This window comes from Demequina capsici, assembly GCF_032102965.1.
GTDB classification, from domain to species: domain Bacteria; phylum Actinomycetota; class Actinomycetes; order Actinomycetales; family Demequinaceae; genus Demequina; species Demequina capsici.
The window spans coordinates 2,297,928-2,323,189 of the sequence record NZ_CP134880.1; the positions used below are offsets into that span (position 1 = coordinate 2,297,928).

A 25,262-nucleotide genomic window follows, 5' to 3' on the forward strand; every position below is an offset into this window, starting at 1 on the left:
CGTACAGTGGAGCATGGCACTGCGCCGCACGACCGGCAACCCGCCGCGAACCTGGGAGGAGAACCTCATGGCGTCGATCCTGATCGTCGACGACGACCCGGACATCGCGCTGCTGCTGGAGCACAAGCTCCGCGCGGGCGGACACCAGGTGACCGTCGCGGTCGACGGCGTGGCGGGGCTCGAGGCCATCCAGGCTTCCAGGCCCGACCTGGTCGTCCTCGACTGGATGATGCCTCGGATGAACGGCCTCGACGTGTGCGCGCAGGTCCGCGCGGATCCACGCATCGCGACCACCCGCATCCTCATGCTCACCGCCAAGGCCCAGGCGCAGGACCTGGAGCGCGTGTACACCTCAGGCGCGGACGACTACATGCAGAAGCCGTTCTCGCCGCGCGACCTCGCCGCTCGCGTCGACCAGCTGCTGGCGCACTGACGTCGGCCGTCCGACCACGAGGCGCTCCGTCAGCGAGGAGCGCGGCTACTGGGCGCGGTCGTCGGCAGAGGCGTGCCGCACGTCGGGCTCGATGAAGATGAGCCGGGCGGCGGGCACTGCGGCGCGGATGCGTCGTTCGGCGTCGTCCGTCCGCTCCGCCACCGTCTCCAGGGTGCTGCCGGGCGCGACCGCGACCTTGGCGGTCACCAGCACGTCCTCGGGGCCCAGATGCATGGTGCGCAGGTGGATGACATCCGCGTATCCGGCGTCGGCCAGGCCCTGACGGATCTTCGCGATGTCCTCGGGCGTCGCCGCCTCTCCCAGGAGCATCTCGCGGGTCTCCCGCGCCAGCACCAGCGCGATGCACACCAGGAGCGTGCCGATCATCGCTGTGCCGGCCGCGTCCCAGAGCCCGTTGCCAGTGATCAGGGTCATGGAGACGCCGAACAGCGCGAACGCGAGGCCCACGAGCGCTCCGAAGTCCTCGAGCAGGATCACCGGCGGCTCCGGCGAGCGCGACCGCTGGATGAACTTCGCCCAGCCCACGTTGCCGCGGATCTTCGCCGACTCCTTCATCGCGGTGCGGAAGCTCATGCCCTCGAGACAGATGGCGATGAGGAGCACGACGATCGGCACCCACCTCCACGACTCGATCGGCTCGGGATGCTGGAGCTTGTGCCACGCCTCGTACAGGGCGAACAGGCCACCGAGCGTGAACAGCACCACCGCCACGAGGAACGCGAAGTAGTACCGGTAGCGCGAGTATCCGAACGGGTGCTCAGGCGTGGCCTCCTTGCGCGCCTTGCGGCTGCCCAGGAGCAGGAGCAGCTGGTTGCCACTGTCGGCCACCGAGTGGATCGCCTCGGCGAGCATCGATGAGGCGCCCGTGAGCGCCCACGCGGCGAACTTCGTGACGCCGATGCCCAGGTTCGCGCTCAGCGCGGCGACGATCGCCTTCGTGCTGCCCTCTGTCGACAACTACGCCTCCCTGATCACTGCGAGCGCGTCGTCCCTGACCGCCTCCATCGTGTCCGCGTCGGCCGCCTCGACGTTGAGCCGCAGCAGCGGCTCCGTGCCTGAGGGGCGCACGTTGAACCACCAGCGGGGCTCGGCACCCCAGTGGTCGACGGTGAGCCCGTCCATCTCGTCCAGCGTCACGCCGTCACGAGCGCCGAACGACGCTCGGATCCTGTCGAGCGCCGAGGCCACGTCGGCCACCGTCGAGTTGATCTCGCCGGACGCGGTGTACGGGTCGTAGTCGGCGAGCATCTCGCTGAGCGGACCGTCCTGCTGTCCGAGCGCCGCCATGACATGCAGCGCGGCGAGCATCCCGGAGTCCGCGTAGAAGAAGTCGCGGAAGTAGAAGTGGGCGCTGTGCTCCCCGCCGAACACCGCATCGTTGTCGGCCATCAGCGCCTTGATGAAGCTGTGGCCCACGCGCGAGCGCACGGTCGTGATGCCGTCTGCGCCCAGCAGCTCGGGCACCGCGCGGGAGGAGATGAGGTTGTGGATGACGGTGGCGGTGCCGCCATCGGCACGCACGCGTGCGGCCTCACGGAGCCCGACCAGCGCGGTGATCGCCGACGCGCGCACCACCGCGCCGCGCTCGTCGACGACGAAGCAGCGGTCGGCGTCGCCGTCGAAGGCGAGGCCCAGGTCTGCGCCATGCTCGACGACCGCCTTCTGGAGGTCGCGGAGGTTCTCCTCCTCGAGCGGGTTGGGCTCATGGTTGGGGAACGTGCCGTCGAGCTCGAAGTACAGCGGCACGATCTCGAGCGGGAGCGCTGCCAGGCCGGCCGCGGACTCGAGCACGGCCGGGACGGTGTACCCGGCCATGGCGTTGCCCGCATCGACGACGACCTTGAGCGGGCGGATGCCGTCGAGCGGCACGAGGGAACGCAGGAACTCGCCGTAGTCGCGGATCATGTCGCGGTCCGACACCGTCCCGCGCTCGTCCTCGACCGGCACGCCGTCGTCCACGTACCGGGTGGCGCGGTCGCGCACCAGGCCGAGGCCGGTGTTCTCTCCGACGGCGCGCGCGCGTGAGCGGCACATCTTCATGCCGTTGTAGGCGGCGGGGTTGTGGCTGGCGGTGACCATCACGCCAGGCATGTCGAGCGCTCCCGTCGCGTGGTACAGACCGTCCGTCGAGCACAGGCCGATGCGCACCACGTCGACTCCGCGGTCCTGCAGGCCGGCGGCGACGGCCGCGGCGAGGCCAGGGCCGGAGTCGCGCATGTCGTGGCCGATCACGACCGACGTCGCGCCCTCGGGCAGCACGATCGTGTCGGCGAACGCCGCTCCGATGGCACGCGCGATGCCCTCGGTGAGCTGTTCGCCCACGATGCCGCGCACGTCGTACGACTTGATGAGTCCGGTGAGGTCCGTCATGCGGGCAAGGCTAGCGGTCCCGTCCGCGCCTGGGGAGGTCCCGCGCGGTCACGCCTCGGACGACACCACCCGCAGGTGGCCTCGCCGCGGCTCGGACGGCGGCTGTGCCGACGCCTGGGGCTGCCTGGCCCTCACGGGCGCGCCGGCCTCGCGGACTGCGCGCGCCAGAGCGTCGAGGTCGTCGCTGGACGGTCCAGGGTCCACGAAGTCCTGCTGGATGTGGACGACGTCCCAGCCCCGGGGCGCCGTGAGGCGGCTCGCATGCTCGGCGCACAGGTCGTAGCTGTGCGGCTCCGCGGTGGCGGACAGCTGACCGACCACCACCGTGGAGTCGGCGTACACGTACGTCAGCGTCGCCGCGGCGGGGCGGGTGCACGCCGTCTTCGAGCACTGTCGGGAGGCCATCACGACTCGGACGGTACCCCTGTGACAGGCGCGGCGCGACGAGGCACGCCGGTCGGCGACGCGCGGCAGACGGCCTCCCGACGCCGCCACGCCTGGACAGGGCGACCGCCGCCGGGGCGTAGGGTCGGTGCCATGGCACGTCGGGACCGGCATGGGAGAGGGCTCCGCGCACCGCTCATGCCCGCGTCTCTCCCCGGTCACCGCACCAGGGGCGAGCTGTTCGACTCGCTCGTGATCGACGCGGCGGAGCGGCTCGAGCCGCGGTGGGGCTCCCGCTGGGGTCGCCTCGAGTTCGGCACCGAGGACGTGCCGCCGTCGGACCCGAGCCCCTGGGAGCATGGGGTGCCTCTCGGCAGGCTGTTCCCCGCCGATCTGGGCCAGCCGAGCAGGGTCGTGGTGTACCGGCGGCCCTGCGAGGAGCGCGCGGAGGGCACCGATCTGGCGCCGCTCGTGCGCGATGTCGTCGCGGAGCAGCTGGCGCATCTGCTCAACTGCGCGCCCGAGGACGTGGACCCCGACTTCGGACGTTGACCCGCATCAGGGCAGGTAGGGGCCGTCCACGAGGTCCACGTCGACTGGGGCGACGGTGGTCGGGGCAGGTCGCATGGACGCGATGAAGCCTGGCTGGGCCGTGATCAGCACGCTCCACGCCGCGCGCCCCTGGAGCTGGAGCAGCGTGCCCGCGGCGACATCGTCGAGCGGGATCCTCGTCACGGCACGGGCCGAGGTCTGCACCTCGGCCACGGCGGCGCCCGTGTCGTCGACCAGCGTCAGCCGGGTGGCGACCGGTGTGTACGCCATGATCGCGCCGCCCGCGCCGGGCGCGTAGACCCCGAGCACGGGATCCTCCCCCGTCGACGACGGCATCTGCTCGGCGGAGACCCATGTCCTGTCCGTGGCGACCGACCCTGCCGCCCCGATCGTCGAGGCGCGCGACACGGTGAGTTGCGCGGCCGCTGCGAGAGGTGCGTCGGACGTGATCTCGACAGCCCCCACCGCCGACTGAGGCACCTCGATGTCGGTGACGACCCCCGGGTCCAGGACCAGGTCGGACACGCCGGACCAGCCGACCACACCGGAGGCATCGACGAGCGTGAGGGACACGGTGGCTCCGTCCGGAGCGATCATGCGCAGCACGGCGCTCGAGTCGAGGTCACCGGCACCGACAGCGGGGATCACCAGCGATGTCCCGAGCGTGTCGGTAGGCGCGATCCAGGTGGTGCCCGCGGGCTGGAGCCCGTCGAGCCGCGAGTCCTCGATCGCCGCGACCACGCCCGCGCCGGTCGAGTCCACCTTCACTGCGAGCGCGTCGACGCCCTCCTGGATCCCCTCGAGGAACATCTCCTCGACCTGCCCCGCACCGATGGCGAGCACCCGCTGCTCCGCGAGCACGCCGGTGCCGCCGTAGATCGTGACCGTCGCCTCGACGTTCGCATCGGTGGGGTTGGACAGCACCAGCCGTGCCGACGAGCCGAGCGCTGTGGAGCCGCCGACGAGCCATTGCGTCGTCGCGGGGCGCACGCAGGTGAGCGCCGCGTACGAAGCGATGTCGCCGTCGGCGATCCGCTCGATCGACGCGCCGAAGGCGCCGTCGACCACCTCGGAGGAGTCCGTCGACGCGTGCGCGCCGAACAGGGCACGGGTGCGTTGGGTGGGCTCGGAGGCGAAGTCGTCGCCCTCGACCGCGCCGACGGGCACGGTCAGCTCGCCTACGCATGCGGGGGAAGGCAGCGCGGGCGTCACGGAGATCCGGCCGGGCTCGGGCGCCGCGGTGACGGCTGGGGCCAGCGCGCCGCCGACGAGCGCGACACCTGCGAGGAGCCCCCCCGCCACGAGAGCCGTCCCAGCCTTGAACGCCGCCGCGTACCTCATCGCGCCTCCCTGGCCTTCGCGCGGTGCAGCGGGATCGAGGACAGCGCCACCCAGCCGCACACCACCGCCGCGGCCCACAGCCACCATGCGTGGCCTGCGTCCTCGTACGAGATCACGAGCGCGCCGGTCCCGTCGAGGCTCCATGCGTTCCGACCCTGGGAGTCGGCGACGCGTTCCAGGGGGGCTCCGTCGAGCGTCGCCTGCCAGGCGTCATCGGCGGCCTCCGCGAGGATCAGGGTCGCGCCGGACGCGGTGACGTCCGCTCCGCCGGAACGGGTGCCCATGGGCACGGTCGTCGTCGCGTCGCCCTGGGCGATCCAGGCGCGTGAGGCCTGCGACCCGTCCGCGCGCAGCACCCGGTACGGCGTGCCGTAGTCGCTCGAGCCCACCACGCTCACGTCGCCCACCTGTGTGAGCGCGGTCAGCAGGCCCGGCTGGCCCGGTGCGACGACGACCACGCCGATGCCCCAGTCGGCGAGCTGCGCCGCCGCGCCGTCGGCGCCCCCTGCGAGCAGCGCCACGGCGGGTGCCAGCACCGTGGGCGTCGCCGGGACCTGGCCGTCCGCGCGGCTGAGAGGCAGACCGGAGCCGTCCCGCTCGGCGGATCCGAGCACATGCACCGTGCCGTCCGTGCTCAGCACGGTGTAGGTCACCAGGCCCGAGTCGTCCTGATCGAGGACCAGCACGCGCTCACGGGCCGACGAGTACTGCTCGAGCGCGGTGGCGAGCGGGAGCACGGTCGTGGTCGTCGGCGCCACGTCGGACGCGGCCGCTCCCGGCCACGCCAGCGAGCCCACGTGCGCGATCAGCACGAGTCCCACGATCCCGTAGCCCACCGAGTAGCCGGTGCGCCGCCAGGCGAGCGCGGCGGAGCGCTCCCCGGTGCGCCACGTGCCGACGGACGCCGCGGCGGCGGCGCCCAGGAGGCCGATCGCCAGCATCGACGAGCCCGGCCCGGCCCACCCAGGGACGACCTGCCCGCCCACACCATCCCACGCGCCCACGGAGACATGCTGCGAGACCGCCGCGGAGCCCAGCCCGAGTGCCGCGACCGCCACGAACGCGCGCACCGCCCACGCGGAGCGGAGCGACACGAGCGCCAGGACCGCGACCACCAGCGCGCCTGCGCCCACGGCGAGGCCCACGCCATGGGTGACCGCATCGGTCGCCGAGGCGCCGAGCAGGGGGTTCAGCACGTCGAGCGACACGCCGTCGACCGGCCCGCCGAGCAGCAGGGTCCACGCCGACGCATGGGCGGAATCCGCCACAGGACCGGCGTCGCGGGCGAGGATCCTCACGACCCAGTCGAGGCCGCCCTGATGCGCGGCAGCGACGATCGCCGGAGCGGACACCACGAGCGCCGGGATCGCGATGGCCCAGGTGCGCACGCGGGACCCGCGTGCGAAGGCGCCCGCCACGAGCACCGTCAGCACCAGCCCGGGGAGGAGCACCGGCGCGGCGGCCACGACGACCGCCGTCGCGAGCGCGGCACCGGCGGAGGCGCTCGGAGAGGGCACCCGTGTGGACGTGAGCTCACCATCGGCCACTGGCTCGCCACGATGCCATCCTGCGCCGCGGACCAGGCCGAACACCACCCAGGGCAGCACCAGGTGCGCGATGACGGCACCCACCCGGCCGTCGGACAGCGACGCGAGGAACGACGGCCACACCGCGTAGGCGAGCGCGACCGATCCCCGCACCCAGGCGGACCTGGCGACCGTCCCCGCGGCGGCCCAGCCGCCGAGCGCAGCCAGGAGCGGCGCGAGCGCCAGCAGCAGCGCGAGACCGATCCGCAGGCCCCCAGGCACGATCGCCAGGGGCAGCAGCAGCGCCGCGTACGCGGAGTCGAGCGCGGGGGCGCCGAAGCCCGCAGGGTCCCAGCCCGTCACGACACGCGTCCAGACGTCGGCCAAGGACAGGTCGGTGACGCCCAGCACGCCGCCGCTCAGCATCTGGCCCTGCGCGATCGCGGTGAGCCAGCCTGCGTGAAGGAGGAGCGAGACCGCGAGCCCGGCGGCGCCCACCACGGCCAGGCCGCGCCGACGGCGGGAGGCGACCAGCGCCAGCTCCGCGCGCTCGACGTCGGAAGGCGCGTGGCTCGCCTGCCATGCGTCGTACGCGCCCAGCTCGGAGACGCGCACGTGGTGGAGCACCTCGCGGCCGCTCGCGAGCAGCGGTCGCTCCGCGCCGCGGTCGACGCGGGACGCGCGGCGCACCGCCGCACGACTGCTCCGCAGGTGCGGCAGGCGCCTCAGCAGCCGCCACGGCACGCCGAGGTCCGACAGCGCGGTCCTCGGCTCGTTCTGGGCGATGCGGAGCAGTGCGCGCGCGGGCGCGGCCAGGAACGACCACAGGAGGAGCACAGGCACGAGCGCGGCCGGTGCGTACGCGCAGGCGTGGTACCACTCGGAGGCGCGACGGGTCGCGTATGTCGAGGCTCGTCCTCTGCTCTCCCCGGTGCGCACGCCGTGCAGCCCGTCCTGGGCATGACGCACGCGCGCGGCGGGGACCACCACCACGTCGTGGCCGGAGCGCCAGGCCCGGCGGCACAGGTCCACGCTCTCGCCGAAGCCCCTGTACGCATCGTCCGTGCCGCCCGACTCGACCCACCAGTCGCGGCGCACCAGCGCGCCCGAGAGGCTGACGGCGAGCACGTCGTCGCGCCGGTCGTGCTGGCCTTGGTTGACGTCGTCCTCCTCGACCAGGGGCACTCGCCGCGCGCCGACGCGCGACACGGTCGTGCCCAGGCCGACGATCCTGCTCGGGTCGTCCCAGCGCACCTGGACCGCTCCGACGACCGCGGCGTTGCGGCGCTTGCGAGCGGTCGCCGTGAGGGCGGCGAGGGAGTCGGGAAGCGGCGCCGTGTCGTCGTGCAGCAACCACAGGTAGTCGCGCGCGAGGTCGGGATGCGTGGCGAGCGCCGCGTCGATCGCCTGGCCGAACGTGGCGCCTGGCGCGGAGACGATGGCCGCGCGCAGCTCGTCGGGCACGTCGGGCGCGTCGCCTGCGACCACCACCACGTCAAGCGTGTCGTACGCGTGCTCGCTCAGGCTGGCGAGCACTGCGGGAAGATGCGCCGACCGGCCGTCGGAGACGACGATGGCGCGCACGACGGGACGCGTCGCGTTCACCACGCGTCCCTCGCCTCGGGCCGGCTAGACAGCGCGCCGCTTGAGCTTGCGACGCTCGCGCTCGGACAGCCCACCCCAGATGCCGAAGCGCTCGTCGTTCTCAAGCGCGTAGTCGAGGCACTCGGATCGCACGTCGCAGGAGGCGCACACCTTCTTCGCCTCACGCGTCGAGCCTCCCTTCTCGGGGAAGAACGCCTCAGGGTCGGTCTGAGCGCACAGCGCGCGCTCCTGCCAGCCCAGCGGCCCATCGTCCTCCGCGGCGCCGAAGATGTCGACGACTGCGGCGAGCGTGGGCGCTGGAGAACCGGCGTCTGAGGGCACTGTGCCGTCGTAGATGCTCCACATAGGCTTCCCTCCGAATCAGCCACGGGAGAGCCACCCCCGCATACAGGGAATTACACCCGTGTCATCCACTCCCGTCAAGTCGGGAAGGCGCTCCGGCACCCGGTGCAGGCATGATGCAACGCGAGACGGCCGTCGGTCGTTGAGCGAACGCAGATCCCTAGGATGGAGCACCGTGACCGCATCTTCCCGCGAGGCTGCCGCCGTGCGACGGCACGGAGCACGCCAGCCCGGCCATCCGGTGCTGCGCTTCGGAGCCCTCGTGGTGGTCGCCGCTGTGGGATTCCTCACTGTCGGCTATCTGGAGCTCGTGTCGCGCATCGAGGGGCAGTTCGACACCCGCGACAACTCCTCGCTCGTGAACGAGATCACCCCCACGGCCGCCGCGACCACCGAGCCAGGGGACGCGAGCGCCGGCAGCGCGCTCAACATCCTGCTCATGGGCTCCGACGACCGCAGCGGCGAGAACGGCGTGATCGGCGGCACCGACGCCGGCGGCATGCGCAACGACACGACGATCCTGCTGCACATCTCCGCGGATCGCACCCGCGTCGAGCTGGTCTCGATCCCCCGCGACCTGCAGGTGCAGGTCTCGGACTGCACGCTGTTCGACGGCACGAAGGTCAAGGGCTGGTACGGCGACTTCAACATCGCGTTCTCGAACGGCGGCAAGCAGGGCGACGCCGCCGAGGCGGCCGCATGCGCCATCAACACCGTCCAGGACCTCACCGGCATCCCGATCGACCACTGGGCGGTGGTCGACTTCGCAGGGTTCGAGAGCATGGTCGACGCGATCGGCGGCATCCCCATGTGCATCACGCAGGACATCTCCTCCAAGAAGGCGAACCTCTACATCGACGCCGGCCCGCATCTGCTGAACGGGCAGCAGGCGCTCGCCTACGCCCGCCTGCGGACCGCGGAGTCCGGGGGCGTGTCCGGCTCGGACCTGCAGCGCATCACGCGCCAGCAGGAGCTGCTGCGCCAGACCATGCGCACGCTGATGGGCAAGAACCTGCTGACGGACACCGCGGAGATCACCCAGTTCGTCAAGGCCATGGCGGGCTCGATGACGATGGACGAGCAGCTCGGCGACCTCACCTACCTCGAGGGCCTCGCGTGGAGCCTGCGCGGCCTCAGCATCGACGACGTCACGTTCGCCACGGTGCCGTGGGAGTACACCTCGGACTTCCTCAACGTCGTCGCCACCGACGACGCCGCGACCATGTGGCAGGAGCTCAGGGACGACACGCCGCTCACGGTCGATGCCAAGGGCGACGCGTCGTCCGCGTGGGACACGGGACACGACAACACGACCGCGACGCCCGCCGCCACCGGGGCGTCCTCCTCCGCGGCTCCGAGCGGCTCCGCCACCGACGCGTCGTCCACCGCCGGCGAGAGCACCGACGACCTCCTGGCCCAGTGCACGGTGCAGTGACACCACCACACGAAGGCGGCGACCGCGCCGCAGCACCTCGGCATGCACGGCGATCATGGAAGCGCTCCGCGGCACCGTACGTCGCGTGCTCGATGGTGGCCGTCGCCACGTTCGGGGCCACGATCGGTGCGGCAAGCCTGCAGCGGGCGGACAGCCTGCTCAGCTCGCGCGGTCGCGATATCAGCGCGATCGACGGCTCCAAGGACGACGACACCGCAGTCGCCGAGCCCGCATCCTCGGACGACGCGCCCGCGGACCCGGACGCGAGCGAGGCACTGAACATCCTCATCGTCGGCGCGGACGTGCGCTCGGGCGAGAACGCCGCGCTCGGCGGCTACGTCGACGGCTCCCGCGCCGACGTGACGATCATCCTGCACATCTCCGCAGACCGGAGCCGCGTGGAGATGGTCTCCATCCCACGGGACACGATCGTCGACATCCCCTCCTGCGAGTCGTTCGACGGCGCCACGAGCCGCTCTTCGACGGAGAAGATCAACGCCGCGTTCAACAAGGGCTACTCGTTCTCGGAGACCGTCGAGGAGGGCGTGGCGTGCACGTCGCGAACCGTGACGGCGCTCACCGGCGTCGACTTCGACCACCAGTTCATCGCTGCCGACTTCGCAGGCTTCAAGGACATGGTCGACGCCCTCGACGGCGTCGAGATGTGCATCCCCTACGACATGGTCTCCGAGAAGGCGGAGCTCGACCTGAGCGCCGGGTACCAGCGGCTCGACGGCACGCAGGCGCTGTCGCTCGCCCGCGCGCGCTACGGCCTCGACGACGGCACCGACCTCATGCGCATCCAACGCCAGCAGGAGCTCATCAAGGCGATCCTCAGGAAGGCGCTCAGCATCAACGCCTTCACCGATCCGGGAGTCCTCACAGGCTTCGTCAACGCGGCCGCGTCCAGCCTCACCATGTCGACCGAGCTTGGAAGCCTGTCCTTCGATCTTGGACTGCTCTACTCGATCCGCGACCTCGACGTCGACGACATGACGATGCTCACGGCGCCCTGGGCATACGACGCCCAGGGCCAGGTCCACCTCACCTCCCAGGCGGATTCCGTGTGGCAGGCGATCATCGACGACACCCCGCTGTCCGACGTCGGGTCCACCAACCCCGACAACGCGACCTTCGAGGCTGCCGGCCCTGCGACCATCGCGCCGGACCCCGCGGACGACGAGGCCCTCAAGTACCTGCCGATTCCTCCTGAGAGCGCATACGTCACCGCCGCAGCCTCGCAGGCCGCTGTCGAGGCCGCATGCGTCACCGGCTGAAGGGGGCGGGAGTGAGATGTCTCCAACACCGTGCTCGACCAGCAGCGAGCGCCGCATAGAATCGATCCACCCATGAGCGACACCACACCTCGACCCGCGCACACGCGGGTACGTCCGCGCCACGCGCGAAGGCTGCACCACCGGATCATCATCCCTGCCGTCGCGTCGGTGCTGCTCGCGGTGATGGGGTTCTATGGCACGTATGTGACGGCGAGCGCCGCGCTGATCCAGGCCAACGCGAACACGCAGGACATCAGCTCGCTGCTCGGCGACACCGGCAGCTCCGACTACATCTCCGCACCCGTCGCGAGCGGGAGCGCCGCCGCCAACCCCGTGGACTCGAACGCGGGCCAGGCGATCAACATCCTCGTGATCGGCTCCGACGTGCGCAGCGGCGAGAACGCCGCGCTCGGCGGCTATGTCGCGGGCGCACGCGGCGACACCACGATCATCGTCCACATCTCCGCGGACCGGCAGCGAGTCGAGCTGGTCTCGATCCCGCGCGACGCCCGCGTGCAGATCTCCACCTGCGAGTCCTTCGACGGCAAGGTGCAGAAGGGCTGGCTCGCCAAGTTCAACGTCGCGTTCGCCAACGGGTACGACTTCAACAACGACCCGTCCGAGGCCGCCGCGTGCGTCATGCGCACCGTCACCGACCTGACTGGCGTCGAGTTCAACGGCAACTACATCGTGGCGGACTTCGCCGGCTTCAAGGACATGGTCAACGCGCTCGGCGGGGTGCCGATGTGCATCCCCTACGACATGGTGTCGAAGAAGGCAGACCTGAACCTCAAGGCCGGAGCGCAGATCCTCTACGGCGACGACGCCCTCGCGCTCGCCCGCGCCCGCTACGGGCTCGGCGACGGCACCGACCTGGGCCGCATCCAGCGGCAGCAGGAGCTGATCGGCGCGATCCTCAAGAAGGCCCTGAGCGTGAACGCCTTCACCAACATCGACGTGCTCACGCAGTTCGTCAAGGCGGCGACCCAGTCGTTCACGATGTCGGAGAACTTCGGCTCGGTCAGCTACGACTTCGGCCTGCTCTACTCGCTTCGCAACATCGACCTCACGAACGTGACGATGGTCACCACCCCGTGGGCGTACGCGGGCGACGGCTCCGGCGACGTCGTCATCACGTCGGAGGCGAAGAAGTACTGGACGGCGCTGATCAACGACCAGCCGATCGCGGACATCGCGAACAGCACCAGCACGACCGCCTCACCGGACCCGAGCGCGTCGGCGAGCGCTGCCACTGACGAAGCGCTGATGTACCTCCCGATCCCGCCGGAGGGCTCCTACGTCGTCGAGCGTCAGACGGAGGACCAGATCCTGGCGGCCTGCACCACCGGGTAGGACCCCGGCGGGAAACGAGAGAGGGCGGACACCGCACGGTGTCCGCCCTCTCTCGCGTCCCGCCCTCATCAGGCCCGGCGCAGAGCCTCGCCCTTCGCGTGCGCGACCTCGCGCAGCGAGTCCTGGAAGCCTTGCATCTCACCCGTGAGGCGGACCCCCAGCGCATCGGCCGACGACGCGAGCATCCTCACCGCCAGCAGTCCCGCGTTGCGCGCACCGGCGATCGACACGGTGGCCACCGGCACCCCAGCGGGCATCTGGACGATGCTCAGCAGCGAGTCCATGCCGTCCAGGTGCTTCAGCGGCACGGGCACGCCGATCACGGGGAGCGTCGTCACCGAGGCGAGCATCCCGGGCAGATGCGCGGCTCCACCGGCGCCCGCGATGATCACGCGCAGGCCCCGCTCTGCGGCTGCTCGCCCGTAGGCGATCATCTCCTCCGGCATCCGATGCGCGGACACGACGTCCTTCTCGAACGGCACGGAGAACTCGGCGAGAGCCTCTCCCGCCGCCTGCATCACCGGCCAGTCGGAGTCCGAACCCATCACGATCCCGACGATCGGCTTCTCGCTCATGGCGCACCTCCGTCCCTCACGATAGCGGCGGCCTCGACGGCGCGTCGGTGGACGTCGTCGACGTCGGCACCCACCACGTTCACGTGGCCCACCTTCCTGCCGGCGCGGACCTCCTTGCCGTAGAGGTGGATCTTCGCGCCGGGATCCGTGATGTCGCCGAGAGCGGCTGGCAGGTCCTCGCGCGCGCCGCCGAGCACGTTCGCCATGACGGTCACGGGTGCGAGCGGCTCGGTCGAGCCGAGCGGCAGGTCGAGCACGGCGCGCAGATGCTGCTCGAACTGGCTGGTCACGGAGCCGTCCTGGGTCCAGTGCCCGGAGTTGTGCGGGCGCATCGCGAGCTCGTTGATGAGCACGTGCTCACCCGTGTCGAACATCTCGACGGCGAGCACGCCGACCACGCCGAGCTCTGTCGCGACCCGCGCGGCGACGGCCCGCGCCTCATCCGCCTCGACGTCGGTGAGGCGCGGCGCGGGTGCGATCACCTCGGAGCACACGCCGTCACGCTGGATCGATTCCACCACGGGCCACGTCACCACCTCACCTGACGGCCGGCGTGCGGCCATGGCCGCGAGCTCCCGGGTGTACGGCACCTTCGCCTCGATGAGGACTCGCGGCCCGCCTGCGGCCGCAGCCTCGAGCCAGTCGGCGGCCTCGCCCGCGTCGCGGATCACTCGCACGCCCTTGCCGTCGTAGCCGCCGCGCGCGGTCTTGAGCACGGCCTCTCCTCCGTGGTCCGCCAGGAAGCGTGCCACGTCAGCCTCCGTGGCCACGGGCGCCCACTCGGGGTTCGGCAGGCCGAGCTCGTCCATCCGGCGGCGCATGTCGATCTTGTCCTGCGCGAAACGGAGCGCGCCCAGCCCGGGAAGAGCAGGAACCCCCGCAGCCTCCGCAGCCTCGAACACCTCGGCCGGGATGTGCTCGTGCTCCCACGTCAGCACGTCCGGCCGCGGCTGCGCGAGCAGTGCGCGCACGGCGTCCGGATCCGACGGCATCCCCACGACGGTCTCGTGGGCGGGCGATGCGGCAGCAGCGGCAGGCGACTCGACGAGCACGCGCAGGATCACGCCGAGCTCGGTGGCCGCAGGGGCCATCATGCGTGCCAGCTGTCCGCCGCCGACGACGGCGACGATAGGCGGGGTCATGGCACCAAACTACCGGGGTAGGCTCCCTGGGCATGACAGTGGTGGCGTGGGTGCGGTCGAGGGCCGGAGAGCTCGCACGGTTCGCGACCGTCGGCGTGGCCGGCGTGGTCGTGAACCTCGGCGTGTTCAACCTGCTGAGGATGGGCCCCTTCGCGCCGAGCTCCGAGATCGCAGGGGACGACGACAGGGTCGTGACAGCCAAGGCGATCGCCACTCTCGTGTCGATCGCGTTCGCGTGGGTCGCCCACCGGGGCTGGACCTTCAGGGGCATGAGCGTGCGCAAGCCGAGCGAGGAGGCGCTGCTGTTCCTGGTGGTGAACGGCGCTGCGCTGGTGCTGGAGTCGGGCGCGGTGGCGCTCTCCCATCACGTGCTCGGACTGACGTCGGCCCTCGCGGACAACGTGGCGGCGGCGGTCGGCATCGGCCTGGGCACCATCGCGCGTTACGGAGGCTACCGGGCGTTCCTGTTCCATGACGTCGGAACGGAGGCAGCGCCTGCGGCAGGCGCGACCAGCGAGGGACAGCCGGCCGATGGGCAGCCGACCCCCGGGGACGCCCGGACGCCCTGATCAACCGCGGGCGCGGCCACCGTCCCGACGACGCCGACCACGCGACTGCTTGACCGCGCGACCGTGAGGCACCACCTTCTCGAGGTCGACCATGTGCGGCACGCCCTGCAGGAACACCGAGAACACGGCCGGCCGACGCTGGGACAGCTCCAGTCGTCCGCCGTCCGCCGTGACCAGGTCCCGCGCGAGCGCGAGGCCGAGCCCGTGACCCCGCCCGGACGTCACCTCCCGTTCGAAGATCCGCGGTGCGAGGTCGTCGGGGACGCCGTCACCCTCGTCCCGCACCTCGATCACGATCGCATGGCTCGCGCCCGACTCCCTCGCGGACACCGTGGTGGTCCCGCCGCCGTGGTGCAGCGAGTTCTCGATCAGCGTGGCCAGCACCTGCGCCAGCCCGCCAGGAGTCGCGAACACCGACGTCCCCGTCAGCTCCACCACGAGCGTGCGCCCCGCCTTCGCGAAGGAGGCCGCCCACTCCTCCCGCTGCTGCTCGAAGACCACGTCGAGCGACAGCAGCTCCGTGCCCGCACCCAAGGCCTTCCGCGACCGGCCCAGCAGGTCGTCGACCACGCCGACCAGCCGCTCGACCTGCTCGAGCGACGCCTCGGCCTCCGCCCGCACGTCGTCGCGCTCCGTCGTCATGGCGATCTCCTCGAGCCGCATGGTCAGCGCCGTCAGCGGGGTGCGGAGCTGATGCGAGGCATCGGACGCGAACTGCCGCTCGGCCGCCAGCCGTGCCGCCATGCGATCCGCCGAGCGCGACAGCTCCTCGGCCACCATGTCGATCTCCTCGACCCCCGTGCGCTCCAGGCGCGGGCGGGTCTGGCCGGAGCCGACCTGCTCGGCCGAGGCTGCGAGGTACACCAGTGGCCTGCTGAGCCGCTCCGCCTGCCACGAGGCCATGGCGACGCCCGCGACGACCGCGACGATCGCCACGGCGAGCACCAGCCCGACGAGCTGCGCCGCCTGCAGGAACACGTCCCACCACGCGACGCTCATGACCACGTAGATCCCGGAGTCGGCGTAGTGGGTGCCCGTCAGCGCCGGCGAAGGCTGCTCCCCCGCCGAGATCTCGGTACCGTCCGGCAGGGTGACGAAGATGTATCGCGGGGCGCCGCGCGCCGTGGACACGAAGGACTCGAGGGTCCGCTCGTCGATCGTGTCCCCCAGCTGGTACCGCACCTCGATCGCGCGTGAGGCGGTGGTGGTGCGGAGGTCGAGGTTGCGCTCGGAGTCGCTGTAGATCAGCTGGGCCGCGGCCACCCCGAGCGGGATGCCGAGCAGCACCACCGCGACCAGCAGCGCGGAGATGGTCGCCTGGAGCAGCTTGCGCCGCACGCGCCGGGCCTAGTCGCCGTTCTCGAAACGGAAGCCCATGCCCCGCACGGTCGTGATGTAGCGCGGGTTCGCGGCGTCGTCCCCGAGCTTGCGGCGCAGCCACGACACGTGCATGTCGAGCGTCTTGGACGGGGCACCGGACTCCGCCTCCCACACCTCGCGCATCAGCGCGTCGCGTGAGACGACCGAGCCGGCGTTCGCCACGAGCGCCTGCAGCAGCTCGAACTCCTTCGAGCTGAGCTGCAGCTCGCTCTCGCCGAGGAAGGCGCGATGCCCGGCGATGTCGACGCGCACGTCGCGCGCGGCGATCTCACCGACGACGTCTCCGCCCGCCCTGCGCCGCAGCAGCGCGCGCACGCGGGCCAGAAGCTCGGCCAGACGGAAAGGCTTGGTCACGTAGTCGTCAGCACCGGCGTCCAGGCCGACGACGAGGTCCACCTCGTCGGCGCGTGCTGTCAGCATCAGGATGGGGACCTGGAGGCCCTTGTCACGGATGCGTCGGGCGACGTCGACACCGTCGATATCAGGCAGGCCGAGATCGAGGATCACCAGATCGGCGTCCTCGGCGGCTCCGACTCCTCCGGTCCCGGTACCGTGCCATTCGACGTCGTAGCCTTCTCTCGTCAAAGCCCGGGTCAAGGGTTCCGAAATAGTCGGGTCATCTTCGACCAAGACAATGCGGGTCATGGGGACACGATACCGCCGGAAGCCCCGAATGCAAGGCTCCTCGCGAGAAGCGGCGCTGGTCGCTCGCAGTAGGCTCGGCGAGTGCTCCCGCCTTCAACAGAGGTCGACGCCGGCTCAGCCCCGCGATCCGGCCCGCGCTCCCGCCTCCAGGACGCGCTGTCCGCAGCCCCGTCGGCGATCGTCCTGGTGACGGTGGCGATCGCCACCTCGGCAGGCCTGCTCGTCTCCATCGGGCAGCACCGCTGGTGGACGGTCCTGCCGCTCGCCGTCGCGCTGGCCGCGGCCATGTGGCGGCACGTGGTCTCGGCGGACCCTCACCCGCGTGCTCCGCTTGCGGGAGCCCTGCTGGTCGGTGGCCTGCTGGCATGGACGATCGTCAACATCGTCTTCGCGGCGGAGTACCTCATCGTGCTCCGCGACCCTGGCTTCCTCACGCTCAGCGGGATGTGGCTCGTGGATCACGCGAGCACCGACATCCCCGCCTCGGGCGCCGTCCAGGCCGCCGCGCTCCAGGCGAACCTGATCCCGGACGCCTCCCAGGCCTGGAACCTGCTCGGAGACGTCGTCCAGCCGCAGGGCGCCAAGATGCTGCCCGCCACGATCGCCGTCGGCGGCTGGGTGGCGGGCACGACCGGTGTGCTCGCTGCGAACGTCGTGGTCGGCGCGTCGGGCCTGTCCGCCATCTACCTCCTGGCTCGCCGCGTCCTCTCCCCCATGGCGGCGCTGGCGCCCGCCGCGATGATGGCGCTGACGGTCGCGCACATCGGCCTGTCCCGTGCCCCCTACACGGAGCCGCTCACCCTGCTGCTGGTGGTGGCGAGCATGCTGTGGACATGGCAGGGCGTCACGAGCCGATCGCGACTGCTGCTGCTCAGCGGCGCCTTCGTCTCCGGCCTCACGACCTTCGTCCGCATCGACGGCGCACTCATCGCGGTGGGAGTGCTGCTCGGCGCGGTCGCCGCCCTGTCGACCTCCGACGCGCCGCGCCGTTGGCGCACCACCTCCGCCCTGCTGTTCGCGGCCGTGCAGACCGTGACGCTCGCCGGCGGCTACCTCTCGCTGCACCGATGGAGCCAGGCCTACCTGGACCGCCTGTCGGGCGAGGCGATCGGCGCCATCGCCGTCTTCGCCGCAGGCCTGGCCGTCAGCGTCGTGTGGGCGGCCTGCTGGGGGTCGCGACTGCGCGCCGACCGCGTGATCCCTGCGATCTCGGCACGGCTCGGGCAGCGCGGCTCCCTGTGGGCGAGCGGTCTCGTGGTGGCCGTGCTCCTGTTCATGGTGTCGCGTCCGTGGTGGATGATCGCCAGGCGCGGCACCGAGAGCTCGGACGACAAGTTCGCGAACGGTGTGATCCAGCAGTTCCAGGAGTCCGCAGGGTTCGCGGTCGACCCGACCCGGACGTACGCAGAGAACACCATGACGTGGATCAGCTACTACCTCACGTGGCCCATCGTCGTCCTCGCGATCCTCGGCTTCGCGATCATCACGTACCGGGCGCTGCGACGCGGCCAGGGCTGGTGGGTGCTGCTCGCGTCGGTGCTGCCGTCGACCCTCCTCTATCTCTGGCGCCCGTCGATCATCCCCGACCAGATCTGGGCGATCCGCCGCTTCGAGCCGTCGACGCTGCCAGGCTTCGTGATCGCGGCAGCCATCGCCGCGTGGTGGCTCACGCAGAGGCTCGCCTCCGCCGCCAGACGGCACAAGGGCCGACGTGTGGCCGCCATCGCCTTCATCGTGCTGCCGCTGACCACGTGGGTGTCGATCGTTCCTGGCATGGATCCGGTGGCGGGCGTCGCGGTGAACGTGTTCATGAAGGAGATGGACGGCGCGCGCGCTCAGGTCGACGACCTCTGCGCCGCGATCGACGGCCGCCCTGTGGTGCTTGCCGGCACGTCCTCCCACTTCGGCACCATCCGGGTGGGCTGCGACGTCCCGGTGGTGCTCGCACTCGTCGAGCCGACGCCGGAGACGCTCGCCAAGATGATCGACGTGTTCGGCGAGGCGCCGGTGGTGGTGACGCGCGAGCAGGACTGGTTCGACTGGACCACGGAGCCTGGCACCGTCGTCGACTCGACGGTCACGCACTCCGGCTACTCGCTTCAGCGGATCCCGGTCACCTACATCACGCGCCACTACGCATGGAGGATCGGGGTGGTCAACACGGATGGGACCGTGACGCCGCTCGCGACGACCGGCGAGGTCGCGTCCGCCGGCTGACGCGCGTTCAGCCCTCGTGGGCCTCGGCCCGCGCGTCGCGTGCGGAGGCCCGCATCGCCGCCGCGGCGACCGCCGCGGAGATGAGCAGGATCGTCACGGCGACGACGGGTGCGGCACCCATCACGACGGCCGCGGCGGCCGCCTGCAGCACCTGCCACGTGAGCGCCGCGCCGCGGGACCAGCGCGCGCCCCGAGCGAAGCCGCGGGCGACGAAGGCGAGGCCGACTGCCATGACCAGCGCGAAGGCGGCGACGCCCACGACCGCCGGGACATCCACCTGGGGGCCGACCGCCGTGTAGATGGCGTAGCCCACCCCGATGCCGAGCAGCGCGGCCGCCTCGATCGCGAGGATGACCGCGGCGGCGCGGTCGATGACGTCGGGAACTCTGAGACGGGTCACGGCGTTCAGCCTAGGTCCGCCTCGGCGTTCTGCAGAAAATCTGAGGGTCCACCCTCTTGTCATCTGTTCGTAACAATGAGAAAATCTTTGGCAGTGATGTAGCGATGGCGCGACGGATCTCCACCCCCCCCGTGGAAGGTCCGTCGTTCGCTTTTTACCCAGAGGAGTGCAAGATGGATTGGCGCAACCGCGCAGCCTGCCTGGAAGTTGACGACCCCGAGCTGTTCTTCCCTGTCGGCAACACCGGCCCGGCGCTGGTGCAGATCGAGAAGGCGAAGACCGTGTGCGGCACCTGCGAGGTCCGCGACACGTGCCTGCAGTGGGCCATGGAGCACAACCAGGACTCCGGCGTGTGGGGCGGCCTCTCCGAGGACGAGCGCCGCTCGCTGAAGCGGCGCGCCGCGCGCGCCCGCCGCGCCGCGAAGTAGCGTCTCGAAGTTCAGAAGGATCCCGTCGCCCGCTGGGCGGCGGGATCCTCTGCATTCCGCCACCTAGTAGCGGCCTTCTCCCCTGCCCTCGCCGACGCGCACGTCCAGCGTGACCGCCGAGCCAGGTCCCGGTTCGCGCACCGTCCATTCGATCGAGCCGTCGAGCTCGTTCTCCACGAGAGTCCTGACGATCGACGAGCCGAGGCCGGTCGGGTTGCCCGACAGGCCGATGCCGTCGTCCAGGATCGTCACCTTGAGCCTGTCGCCACCCGCGAACCGCTCCGACTGGACGGTGATGACGCCGCGCTCCTTGCCGCCGAAGCCGTGCTCGACGGCGTTGGTGACGAGCTCGGTGATGACGAGGGCGAGGGACGAGGCCCACTGCGCCGGGATCATGCCGAAGTCGCCTTCACGCACGATGCTCACCTGCACCCCTGGCGAGGCGACCTCCGCGGCCATGCGCATGGAGCGCCGCGCCAGGTCGTCGAAGTTGACCAGCTCGTCGAGCGTGCCCGACAACGTCTCGTGCACGAGCGCGATCGTCGAGACTCGACGCATCGCCTCCGCGAGCGCCTCCTTCGCCTCCGGGGCCTCCACGCGGCGCGACTGCAGGCGCAGGAGCGCCGCGACCGTCTGAAGGTTGTTCTTGACCCGGTGGTGGATCTCGCGGATCGTCGCGTCCTTGGTGATGAGCTCCCGCTCCCGGCGGCGCAGCTCTGAGACGTCGCGGCAGAGCAGGACGGCGCCGTGCCGCACTCCGTTCTCGGTGACCGGGATGGCGCGCAGGGACAGCGCGGCCCCGTTGGACTCGATGTCGGTGCGCCAGGCGGCGCGGCCCATGACGACCATGGCGAGCGTCTCGTCCATCTGCCCCTTGTCGAGCAGGATCGCGCTCGCCTCGCGCGGAAGCGACTTGTTGATCAGGGGCCCGGTGAGTCCCAGACGGTGGAAGCAGGACAGGGCGTTGGGGCTGGCGTAGGTGACGTGGCCTGCTGCGTCGAGGCGCAGCACGCCGTCACCGACGCGGGGCGCGCCGCGACGGGGGCCCGTGACGGAGGTGGGCATGGGGAACTCGCCACGGGTCACCATGCGCAGGATGTCGTCCGCGGCGCCCTTGTAGTTCAGCTCGAGCCGAGAGGAGGATCGGGAGACGGCCTGGGACACCTCGCGGGTGAGGACCGCGATCGGGCGGCCGTCGAGCACGACGGGCAGCGCGTCCTCACGCACCGCGTACGTCTCATCCCAGCGGGGCTCGCGCGAGGCGACGAGCTCGCCCGATTCGAACGCACGGCGAAGATGACCGACTCGCCCTTCGGCGGCGAAGGTGCCCACCACGTCGTCCTGATGGACGGTAGGGCCCGTCGAGGGACGGCACTGCGCGATCGCGACGAAGCCCTGCTCGACGGGACGCCACATCACGAGGTCTGCGAACGACAGATCGGCGATGATCTGCCAGTCCTCCGCGAGCAGCGAGAGGCACTCCGCCTCGGCGTCGGTGAGGGCGCCGTAGCGCTCCGCGATCTCTCTCAGGCTTGCCACCGTCCAAGCGTAAGGCCGTCCGCGCGATGCCGCCGCCACGGCAGAGCCGCTACCAGGGACGAGCGTGCCGATGACGGTACTCTGAGAGTCCTACAGTCGTGTCGGGGGATCGCTCATGGACTTCACGCATCGCCATCGGTTCGACGCGTCGCTCGACGCGGTCGTCACGATGCTCGCGGACCCGGACTTCGCTCGCGTGCGCGGCGAGGCGTCGGGGGCCACTCTCATCGACATGCTGGTCGACGGCACGCCGGACACGGGCTTCACCGTGTCCCTGCGTCGCGAGGCGCCCACCAGGTCCATCCCTGCCGAGATGCGTCCGCTGGTCGGATCGCGTCTGGTCGTGACGTACACCGAGGTGTGGGAGCCACCGGAGGACGGGGAGCGCATAGGCACGTTCGCCGTCGAGGTGATGGGCGCCCCGGGTCATGTCGCCGGCGCGTTGGGGCTGCGCCCCGACGGCGACGGGACGGACATGCTCACGACCGGCTCGGTGACGGTGTCGATGCCGCTCGTGGGACCGATGATCGAGCGCGGGCTGGTGGGCTCCGTGACCCGCACCCTGCAGGACGAGCTCGCGGCGGCCGACGAGTGGCTGGCGGCGCGTCGCTGAGGTGACGGCTCGCGGCGGTCTGCTCTCGGGCAGGGGCCCTGCCGGCGAACCGCACCCCCGGGGACCGGGGTGCGGTTCTGCCTCAGCGGGCCGCGGCGCTTCACGCGCCTGGTCGGCGTTGACACGTCAACCGTGACCGATAGTACCGGGACTTTGGTCCTCATGCACGTCGACGCGTCACGATTCTGAGAGTCGGCCACCCGAGCACCACCACCACCAGCACAGCGAGCACCCACCCAGCGCCCTGACCCGTCGCCGCCGGCGCCGCGACCAGCGCGAGCGACACGCACCCGACAAGGCCCACCACGCTCACCGCCACGGGCACCCGCAGGCTCGCCTGCCGCCGTCCCCTGGTCTGCGAGATCGCCGCGGCATTCGCCACCGCGTAGTACGTCAGCACCGTCGCGACCGAGACGAGCAGCAGGCTCACCCCCGGCGTCCACACGAGGCCGATCGCGATGAGCGCCACCGCGAGCTCCGCACGCCAGGGCACCCCCGCCTGACCCTGGCGCGCGAACAGCCCCGGAAGATCCCCATGCCGAGCCATCGCCATCGCGGTCCGACCGGTGCCGGCCATCACCGCCAGCATCGCGCCGGCGACGCTCAACACGGCGACCACCGCCACCAGTGCACCCGGGAAGCCCACCGCGTCGGCGAGCCGCTCCAGCGGCGCCACCACCGAGTCCCCTGAGCCGCCGTCAGGAGGCGCGAGCAGACCGTCGTATCCGACGCGCAGCGCGAGCGCGACCCCCAGCCCCAGGTAGAGGGCGAGCACGAATGCGAGCGCGAGGACGATCGCCCTCGGGATGGTCGTCGCAGGCTCCCGCACCTCCTCCCCCAGCGTCGCGATGCGCGCGTAGCCCGCGAACGCGAAGAACGCCGCGGCCGCAGCCGTCGGCACCTGCGCCAGGCCACCCGGCCCCATGCCGAGCGACGCGAGCAGCACTGACGCTCCCCCCGGCTGCTCCGTGAGCGGGGCATACGCGAACCAGCCGAACGTGGTCGGCGCTGTGGCCGCCACGACGATCAGCGCGATCAGCACTGACGACACGAGGAGCGCGATCACAGTGGCGCCCCACGCAGTCCTCGTGATGCCACGCGCATTGAGCGCCCACACCAGCAGGATCGCGACCGTGGCGGTCATCTGCGGCCGACCGGGCGCCACGGACGACCCGAGGATCGTGGCCGCGAGCGCCACGGACGCCGTCTTCCCCACGAGGAACGCAGCCCCAGCCACATGGCCGGCCCATTCCGACAGCTCGGCACGGCCGTAGGCGTACGCGCCGCCCGCCACGGGATGCGTCGCCGCCAGCTGCGCGGTCGACAGCGCGTTCGCCACGGCCACGACTGCCGCGATCGCCAGCGCGAGCAGGTACCAGCGGCCCGCCGCCAGGACCGTCACCCACATATCGGAGAAGACACCGGCGCCCAGCATCGAGCCCACGCCGATGCCGACCGCGCTCCAGAGTCCTACGCGTCGCGCCGTCACGCGGGCAGACTATCGCTGCGGCGCCGCGCCGGGTCGCTGGGTCAGCGTCGCGTGCGGCTCGGTTGCGGCTCGGGGCGCTCGTCCGGCTGCCGCTCGTCGGGCGCGCCCTGCTCCTCGGACGGCACCGCATGCGGAGCCGTCCCGGTGGCGGCGACGACCGATGCGGGGACCGGCTTCCCGTGGCCAGCGTCCGTCTGGTCGAGCTCCGCATCGCCGGACGCGGCTTCGCCCGCCTCCGCCTCGGCCACGGCATGGGCCGCCCCGCGAGGCCGTCCCGCTCGGACCCACGCCGAGTACAGCACGGCGGACGCGACCGCGGTGGCGAACAGCGACCCGAGGGCCGCCGGACGCGTCAGGTTCATGACGAGCGTGAACGCGACGGTGATCGCGGCGATCACGTTGAGGACCACCCAGCGGCGCTGCCCGTCGCGGCGCGCGAGCAAGGCCATGGACGCGAGGCCCATGAGGAAGCTGACGAACACGGCCACGGCATAGAAGAGCACGAGCCGCTGATCGCGTGCTCCCGCCGCCGCCACCACGGCGGCGGACAGGAGCAGGAACAGCCCCACGCCCACGTAAGGGGTGTGGTGCGAGTTGGTCCGTCCGAGCATCGAGGGGAGCACCCCGTGGCCACCCTTCGCGTCCTCGCGACGCGCGAGAGCCTTCAGCAGCCCGGGGCCGGCCTGGAAGGACGAGCTCGCCGCGGACAGCAGAAGCAGCGCGGTGGCGCCCTGGAACAGCGCGAAGACCCCGGGTGAGGCGGCCGCACGGGCCAGGTCCGCGACGAGCGTCGAGTCCTCGCCGGGCAGCCCGATCTCGAGGTACACGACCGAGGCGGTGAGCGCGAGCGTCAGCGTGCCGACGATGCCGAGCGTGAGCCACAGCGCCCACCGGCCGAAGGAGCGCCGCCCTTTGTCGTCCAGCTGGGCGAGCTGAGCGATCGCGGAGGACGGCGCCTCGACACCCGTGGCGAGCGCCATCGCCACAGGGAACGCGAGCAGGACGGACAGCGGCGCAGAGTGCAGCAGCCCCGTCTCGGCGGCCTCGGCGGTCGCGGTCGCGGCCGCGTCAGGCGACGCGTTCACGACGGACACGAGGACGGCCACGGCTGCCACGAGGAAGATCAGGGTGAGCAGCGCGAAGACGGCCCGACCCATGTGACCGAACCACATCAGCGCCGCGACCAGCACCAGCAGGCACAACGCGAGCAGCAGTCGGTACGGCGCGAGGCCAGGCACGTACGAGATCATCGCCGAGGCGCCCGCGGACACGGAGATTGCGATCGTGAGCACGAAGTCCACGATGAGCGCACCCATCGGCACGAAGGACCAGCCGTCGCCGAGCGCGGCGCCCGTGGCCGCTGCCGCGCCGCCGCCCTCAGGGAACCGGCCGACGAGCTGGTGGTAGCTGGTGACGACCAGCGCGACGACGAGGACCACGAGCCCCATCGCCCCCAGCAGGAGCGGCAGGTGCCCGTGAAGGGCGTGGAGAGCGGCCTCGATCGCGTAGGCGACCGAGGACACGGGGTCGGCCATCACGGAGAACGCGAAGGCGATGAGGAGCGCCGTGCGCCCATGGAGCCATCCGTTGCCGCGGGCAGGGGCGCTCATGCGCGCGCTCCTGCGC

Annotated in this window: 23 protein-coding genes; 9 read left to right on the forward strand and 14 right to left on the reverse strand. The window is 71.5% G+C overall.

Annotated features, from left to right (window positions below):
* Positions 1–13: 13 nt before the first annotated feature.
* Positions 14–433 (forward strand): response regulator transcription factor, encoded by a 420-nt coding sequence (locus tag RN607_RS10985; protein ID WP_313497126.1) that lies wholly within the window; start codon positions 14–16, stop codon positions 431–433.
* Between the two features lie 45 nt (positions 434–478).
* On the opposite strand, the gene RN607_RS10990 is transcribed toward RN607_RS10985, so the two are convergent.
* The 3 genes from RN607_RS10990 to RN607_RS11000 are packed head-to-tail and all read right to left on the reverse strand — an operon-like array spanning position 479 to position 3,229.
* The gene (locus RN607_RS10990; RefSeq protein ID WP_313542594.1) at positions 479–1,411 is read right to left on the reverse strand and encodes a cation diffusion facilitator family transporter; all 933 of its coding nucleotides are present in this window, start codon (positions 1,409–1,411) and stop codon (positions 479–481) included.
* Positions 1,412–2,824 (reverse strand): phosphomannomutase/phosphoglucomutase, encoded by a 1,413-nt coding sequence (locus RN607_RS10995; RefSeq protein ID WP_313497129.1) that lies wholly within the window; start codon positions 2,822–2,824, stop codon positions 1,412–1,414.
* A 48-nt stretch (positions 2,825–2,872) separates the two neighbouring features.
* Positions 2,873–3,229 carry a DUF3499 domain-containing protein gene (locus RN607_RS11000; protein WP_376784261.1) on the reverse strand — a complete coding sequence of 119 codons (357 nt, stop codon included), beginning with the start codon at positions 3,227–3,229 and terminating at the stop codon, positions 2,873–2,875.
* 132 nt (positions 3,230–3,361) lie between these two features.
* On the opposite strand from RN607_RS11000, the gene RN607_RS11005 reads away from it, so the two are divergent.
* Entirely contained in the window at positions 3,362–3,760 is a 399-nt protein-coding gene (locus RN607_RS11005; RefSeq protein ID WP_313497132.1) for a metallopeptidase family protein, read from the forward strand.
* A 6-nt stretch (positions 3,761–3,766) separates the two neighbouring features.
* On the opposite strand, the gene RN607_RS11010 is transcribed toward RN607_RS11005, so the two are convergent.
* Genes RN607_RS11010 through RN607_RS11020 form a run of 3 tightly spaced genes read right to left on the reverse strand, consistent with a single transcriptional unit; the run spans position 3,767 to position 8,577 of the window.
* Complete coding sequence (locus tag RN607_RS11010; RefSeq protein ID WP_313542596.1) at positions 3,767–5,101, reverse strand: DUF5719 family protein; 1,335 nt, start codon at positions 5,099–5,101, stop codon at positions 3,767–3,769.
* Positions 5,098–8,232 (reverse strand): glycosyltransferase family 2 protein, encoded by a 3,135-nt coding sequence (locus RN607_RS11015; protein ID WP_313542598.1) that lies wholly within the window; start codon positions 8,230–8,232, stop codon positions 5,098–5,100. The genes RN607_RS11010 and RN607_RS11015 overlap by 4 nt, the downstream gene beginning before the upstream one ends.
* 24 nt (positions 8,233–8,256) lie before the next feature.
* Entirely contained in the window at positions 8,257–8,577 is a 321-nt protein-coding gene (locus RN607_RS11020; protein WP_313497138.1) for a WhiB family transcriptional regulator, read from the reverse strand.
* Positions 8,578–8,749: 172 nt separating this feature from the next.
* On the opposite strand from RN607_RS11020, the gene RN607_RS11025 reads away from it, so the two are divergent.
* From RN607_RS11025 to RN607_RS11035, 3 genes are all read left to right on the forward strand, one after another.
* Positions 8,750–10,009, forward strand: a complete 1,260-nt coding sequence (locus RN607_RS11025; RefSeq protein ID WP_313542600.1) for an LCP family protein — start codon at positions 8,750–8,752, stop codon at positions 10,007–10,009.
* Positions 10,010–10,101: 92 nt separating this feature from the next.
* Positions 10,102–11,286: an LCP family protein gene (locus RN607_RS11030; RefSeq protein ID WP_313542605.1), complete on the forward strand. Its 1,185-nt coding sequence runs from the start codon at positions 10,102–10,104 to the stop codon at positions 11,284–11,286.
* A 72-nt stretch (positions 11,287–11,358) separates the two neighbouring features.
* Positions 11,359–12,639: an LCP family protein gene (locus tag RN607_RS11035; RefSeq protein WP_313542607.1), complete on the forward strand. Its 1,281-nt coding sequence runs from the start codon at positions 11,359–11,361 to the stop codon at positions 12,637–12,639.
* Between the two features lie 68 nt (positions 12,640–12,707).
* Here RN607_RS11035 and purE read toward each other — a convergent pair whose 3' ends face one another.
* Together purE and RN607_RS11045 are read right to left on the reverse strand one after the other, a co-directional pair.
* Positions 12,708–13,214, reverse strand: coding sequence for a 5-(carboxyamino)imidazole ribonucleotide mutase (gene purE / locus RN607_RS11040; protein WP_313542609.1), 507 nt, complete (start codon positions 13,212–13,214; stop codon positions 12,708–12,710).
* Positions 13,211–14,356: a 5-(carboxyamino)imidazole ribonucleotide synthase gene (locus RN607_RS11045; RefSeq protein ID WP_313542611.1), complete on the reverse strand. Its 1,146-nt coding sequence runs from the start codon at positions 14,354–14,356 to the stop codon at positions 13,211–13,213. The genes purE and RN607_RS11045 overlap by 4 nt, the downstream gene beginning before the upstream one ends.
* Before the next feature lie 32 nt (positions 14,357–14,388).
* Here RN607_RS11045 and RN607_RS11050 point away from each other — a divergent pair, with 32 nt between their 5' ends.
* Positions 14,389–14,925: a GtrA family protein gene (locus RN607_RS11050; protein WP_313542612.1), complete on the forward strand. Its 537-nt coding sequence runs from the start codon at positions 14,389–14,391 to the stop codon at positions 14,923–14,925.
* On the opposite strand, the gene RN607_RS11055 is transcribed toward RN607_RS11050, so the two are convergent.
* Both RN607_RS11055 and RN607_RS11060 read right to left on the reverse strand, forming a co-directional pair.
* Positions 14,926–16,263 carry an ATP-binding protein gene (locus RN607_RS11055; RefSeq protein WP_313497153.1) on the reverse strand — a complete coding sequence of 446 codons (1,338 nt, stop codon included), beginning with the start codon at positions 16,261–16,263 and terminating at the stop codon, positions 14,926–14,928.
* 9 nt (positions 16,264–16,272) lie between these two features.
* Positions 16,273–16,950 carry a response regulator transcription factor gene (locus RN607_RS11060; RefSeq protein WP_313497154.1) on the reverse strand — a complete coding sequence of 226 codons (678 nt, stop codon included), beginning with the start codon at positions 16,948–16,950 and terminating at the stop codon, positions 16,273–16,275.
* A gap of 81 nt (positions 16,951–17,031) precedes the next feature.
* On the opposite strand from RN607_RS11060, the gene RN607_RS11065 reads away from it, so the two are divergent.
* Complete coding sequence (locus tag RN607_RS11065; protein ID WP_313542614.1) at positions 17,032–19,167, forward strand: hypothetical protein; 2,136 nt, start codon at positions 17,032–17,034, stop codon at positions 19,165–19,167.
* Positions 19,168–19,174: 7 nt separating this feature from the next.
* Here RN607_RS11065 and RN607_RS11070 read toward each other — a convergent pair whose 3' ends face one another.
* Positions 19,175–19,567 (reverse strand): hypothetical protein, encoded by a 393-nt coding sequence (locus RN607_RS11070; protein ID WP_313542616.1) that lies wholly within the window; start codon positions 19,565–19,567, stop codon positions 19,175–19,177.
* Between the two features lie 173 nt (positions 19,568–19,740).
* Between RN607_RS11070 and RN607_RS11075 the strand changes: the two genes are divergently transcribed.
* Entirely contained in the window at positions 19,741–19,995 is a 255-nt protein-coding gene (locus RN607_RS11075; RefSeq protein WP_313497158.1) for a WhiB family transcriptional regulator, read from the forward strand.
* Between the two features lie 63 nt (positions 19,996–20,058).
* On the opposite strand, the gene RN607_RS11080 is transcribed toward RN607_RS11075, so the two are convergent.
* Complete coding sequence (locus tag RN607_RS11080; protein ID WP_313497160.1) at positions 20,059–21,534, reverse strand: sensor histidine kinase; 1,476 nt, start codon at positions 21,532–21,534, stop codon at positions 20,059–20,061.
* A gap of 115 nt (positions 21,535–21,649) precedes the next feature.
* On the opposite strand from RN607_RS11080, the gene RN607_RS11085 reads away from it, so the two are divergent.
* Positions 21,650–22,147, forward strand: a complete 498-nt coding sequence (locus tag RN607_RS11085) for a DUF2505 domain-containing protein (protein WP_313497162.1) — start codon at positions 21,650–21,652, stop codon at positions 22,145–22,147.
* Positions 22,148–22,307: 160 nt separating this feature from the next.
* Here RN607_RS11085 and RN607_RS11090 read toward each other — a convergent pair whose 3' ends face one another.
* Positions 22,308–23,636, reverse strand: coding sequence for an APC family permease (locus RN607_RS11090; RefSeq protein ID WP_313542618.1), 1,329 nt, complete (start codon positions 23,634–23,636; stop codon positions 22,308–22,310).
* A gap of 41 nt (positions 23,637–23,677) precedes the next feature.
* Positions 23,678–25,246, reverse strand: a complete 1,569-nt coding sequence (locus RN607_RS11095) for an amino acid permease (protein WP_313542620.1) — start codon at positions 25,244–25,246, stop codon at positions 23,678–23,680.
* Positions 25,247–25,262 lie beyond the last annotated feature (16 nt).

Bases quoted from the DNA above. Each gene is read 5' to 3' on its own strand.
- RN607_RS11035 (WP_313542607.1), top strand. From the start codon at position 11,359: ATGAGCGACACCACACCTCGACCCGCGCACACGCGGGTACGTCCGCGC.
- RN607_RS11075 (WP_313497158.1), top strand. From the start codon at position 19,741: ATGGATTGGCGCAACCGCGCAGCCTGCCTGGAAGTTGACGACCCCGAG.
- RN607_RS11030 (WP_313542605.1), top strand. From the start codon at position 10,102: ATGGTGGCCGTCGCCACGTTCGGGGCCACGATCGGTGCGGCAAGCCTG.
- RN607_RS11020 (WP_313497138.1), bottom strand. From the start codon at position 8,577: ATGTGGAGCATCTACGACGGCACAGTGCCCTCAGACGCCGGTTCTCCA.
- RN607_RS11060 (WP_313497154.1), bottom strand. From the start codon at position 16,950: ATGACCCGCATTGTCTTGGTCGAAGATGACCCGACTATTTCGGAACCC.
- purE (WP_313542609.1), bottom strand. From the start codon at position 13,214: ATGAGCGAGAAGCCGATCGTCGGGATCGTGATGGGTTCGGACTCCGAC.
- RN607_RS10985 (WP_313497126.1), top strand. From the start codon at position 14: ATGGCACTGCGCCGCACGACCGGCAACCCGCCGCGAACCTGGGAGGAG.
- RN607_RS11050 (WP_313542612.1), top strand. From the start codon at position 14,389: ATGACAGTGGTGGCGTGGGTGCGGTCGAGGGCCGGAGAGCTCGCACGG.
- RN607_RS11005 (WP_313497132.1), top strand. From the start codon at position 3,362: ATGGCACGTCGGGACCGGCATGGGAGAGGGCTCCGCGCACCGCTCATG.
- RN607_RS11010 (WP_313542596.1), bottom strand. From the start codon at position 5,101: ATGAGGTACGCGGCGGCGTTCAAGGCTGGGACGGCTCTCGTGGCGGGG.
- RN607_RS10995 (WP_313497129.1), bottom strand. From the start codon at position 2,824: ATGACGGACCTCACCGGACTCATCAAGTCGTACGACGTGCGCGGCATC.
- RN607_RS11000 (WP_376784261.1), bottom strand. From the start codon at position 3,229: ATGGCCTCCCGACAGTGCTCGAAGACGGCGTGCACCCGCCCCGCCGCG.
- RN607_RS11095 (WP_313542620.1), bottom strand. From the start codon at position 25,246: ATGAGCGCCCCTGCCCGCGGCAACGGATGGCTCCATGGGCGCACGGCG.
- RN607_RS11045 (WP_313542611.1), bottom strand. From the start codon at position 14,356: ATGACCCCGCCTATCGTCGCCGTCGTCGGCGGCGGACAGCTGGCACGC.
- RN607_RS11085 (WP_313497162.1), top strand. From the start codon at position 21,650: ATGGACTTCACGCATCGCCATCGGTTCGACGCGTCGCTCGACGCGGTC.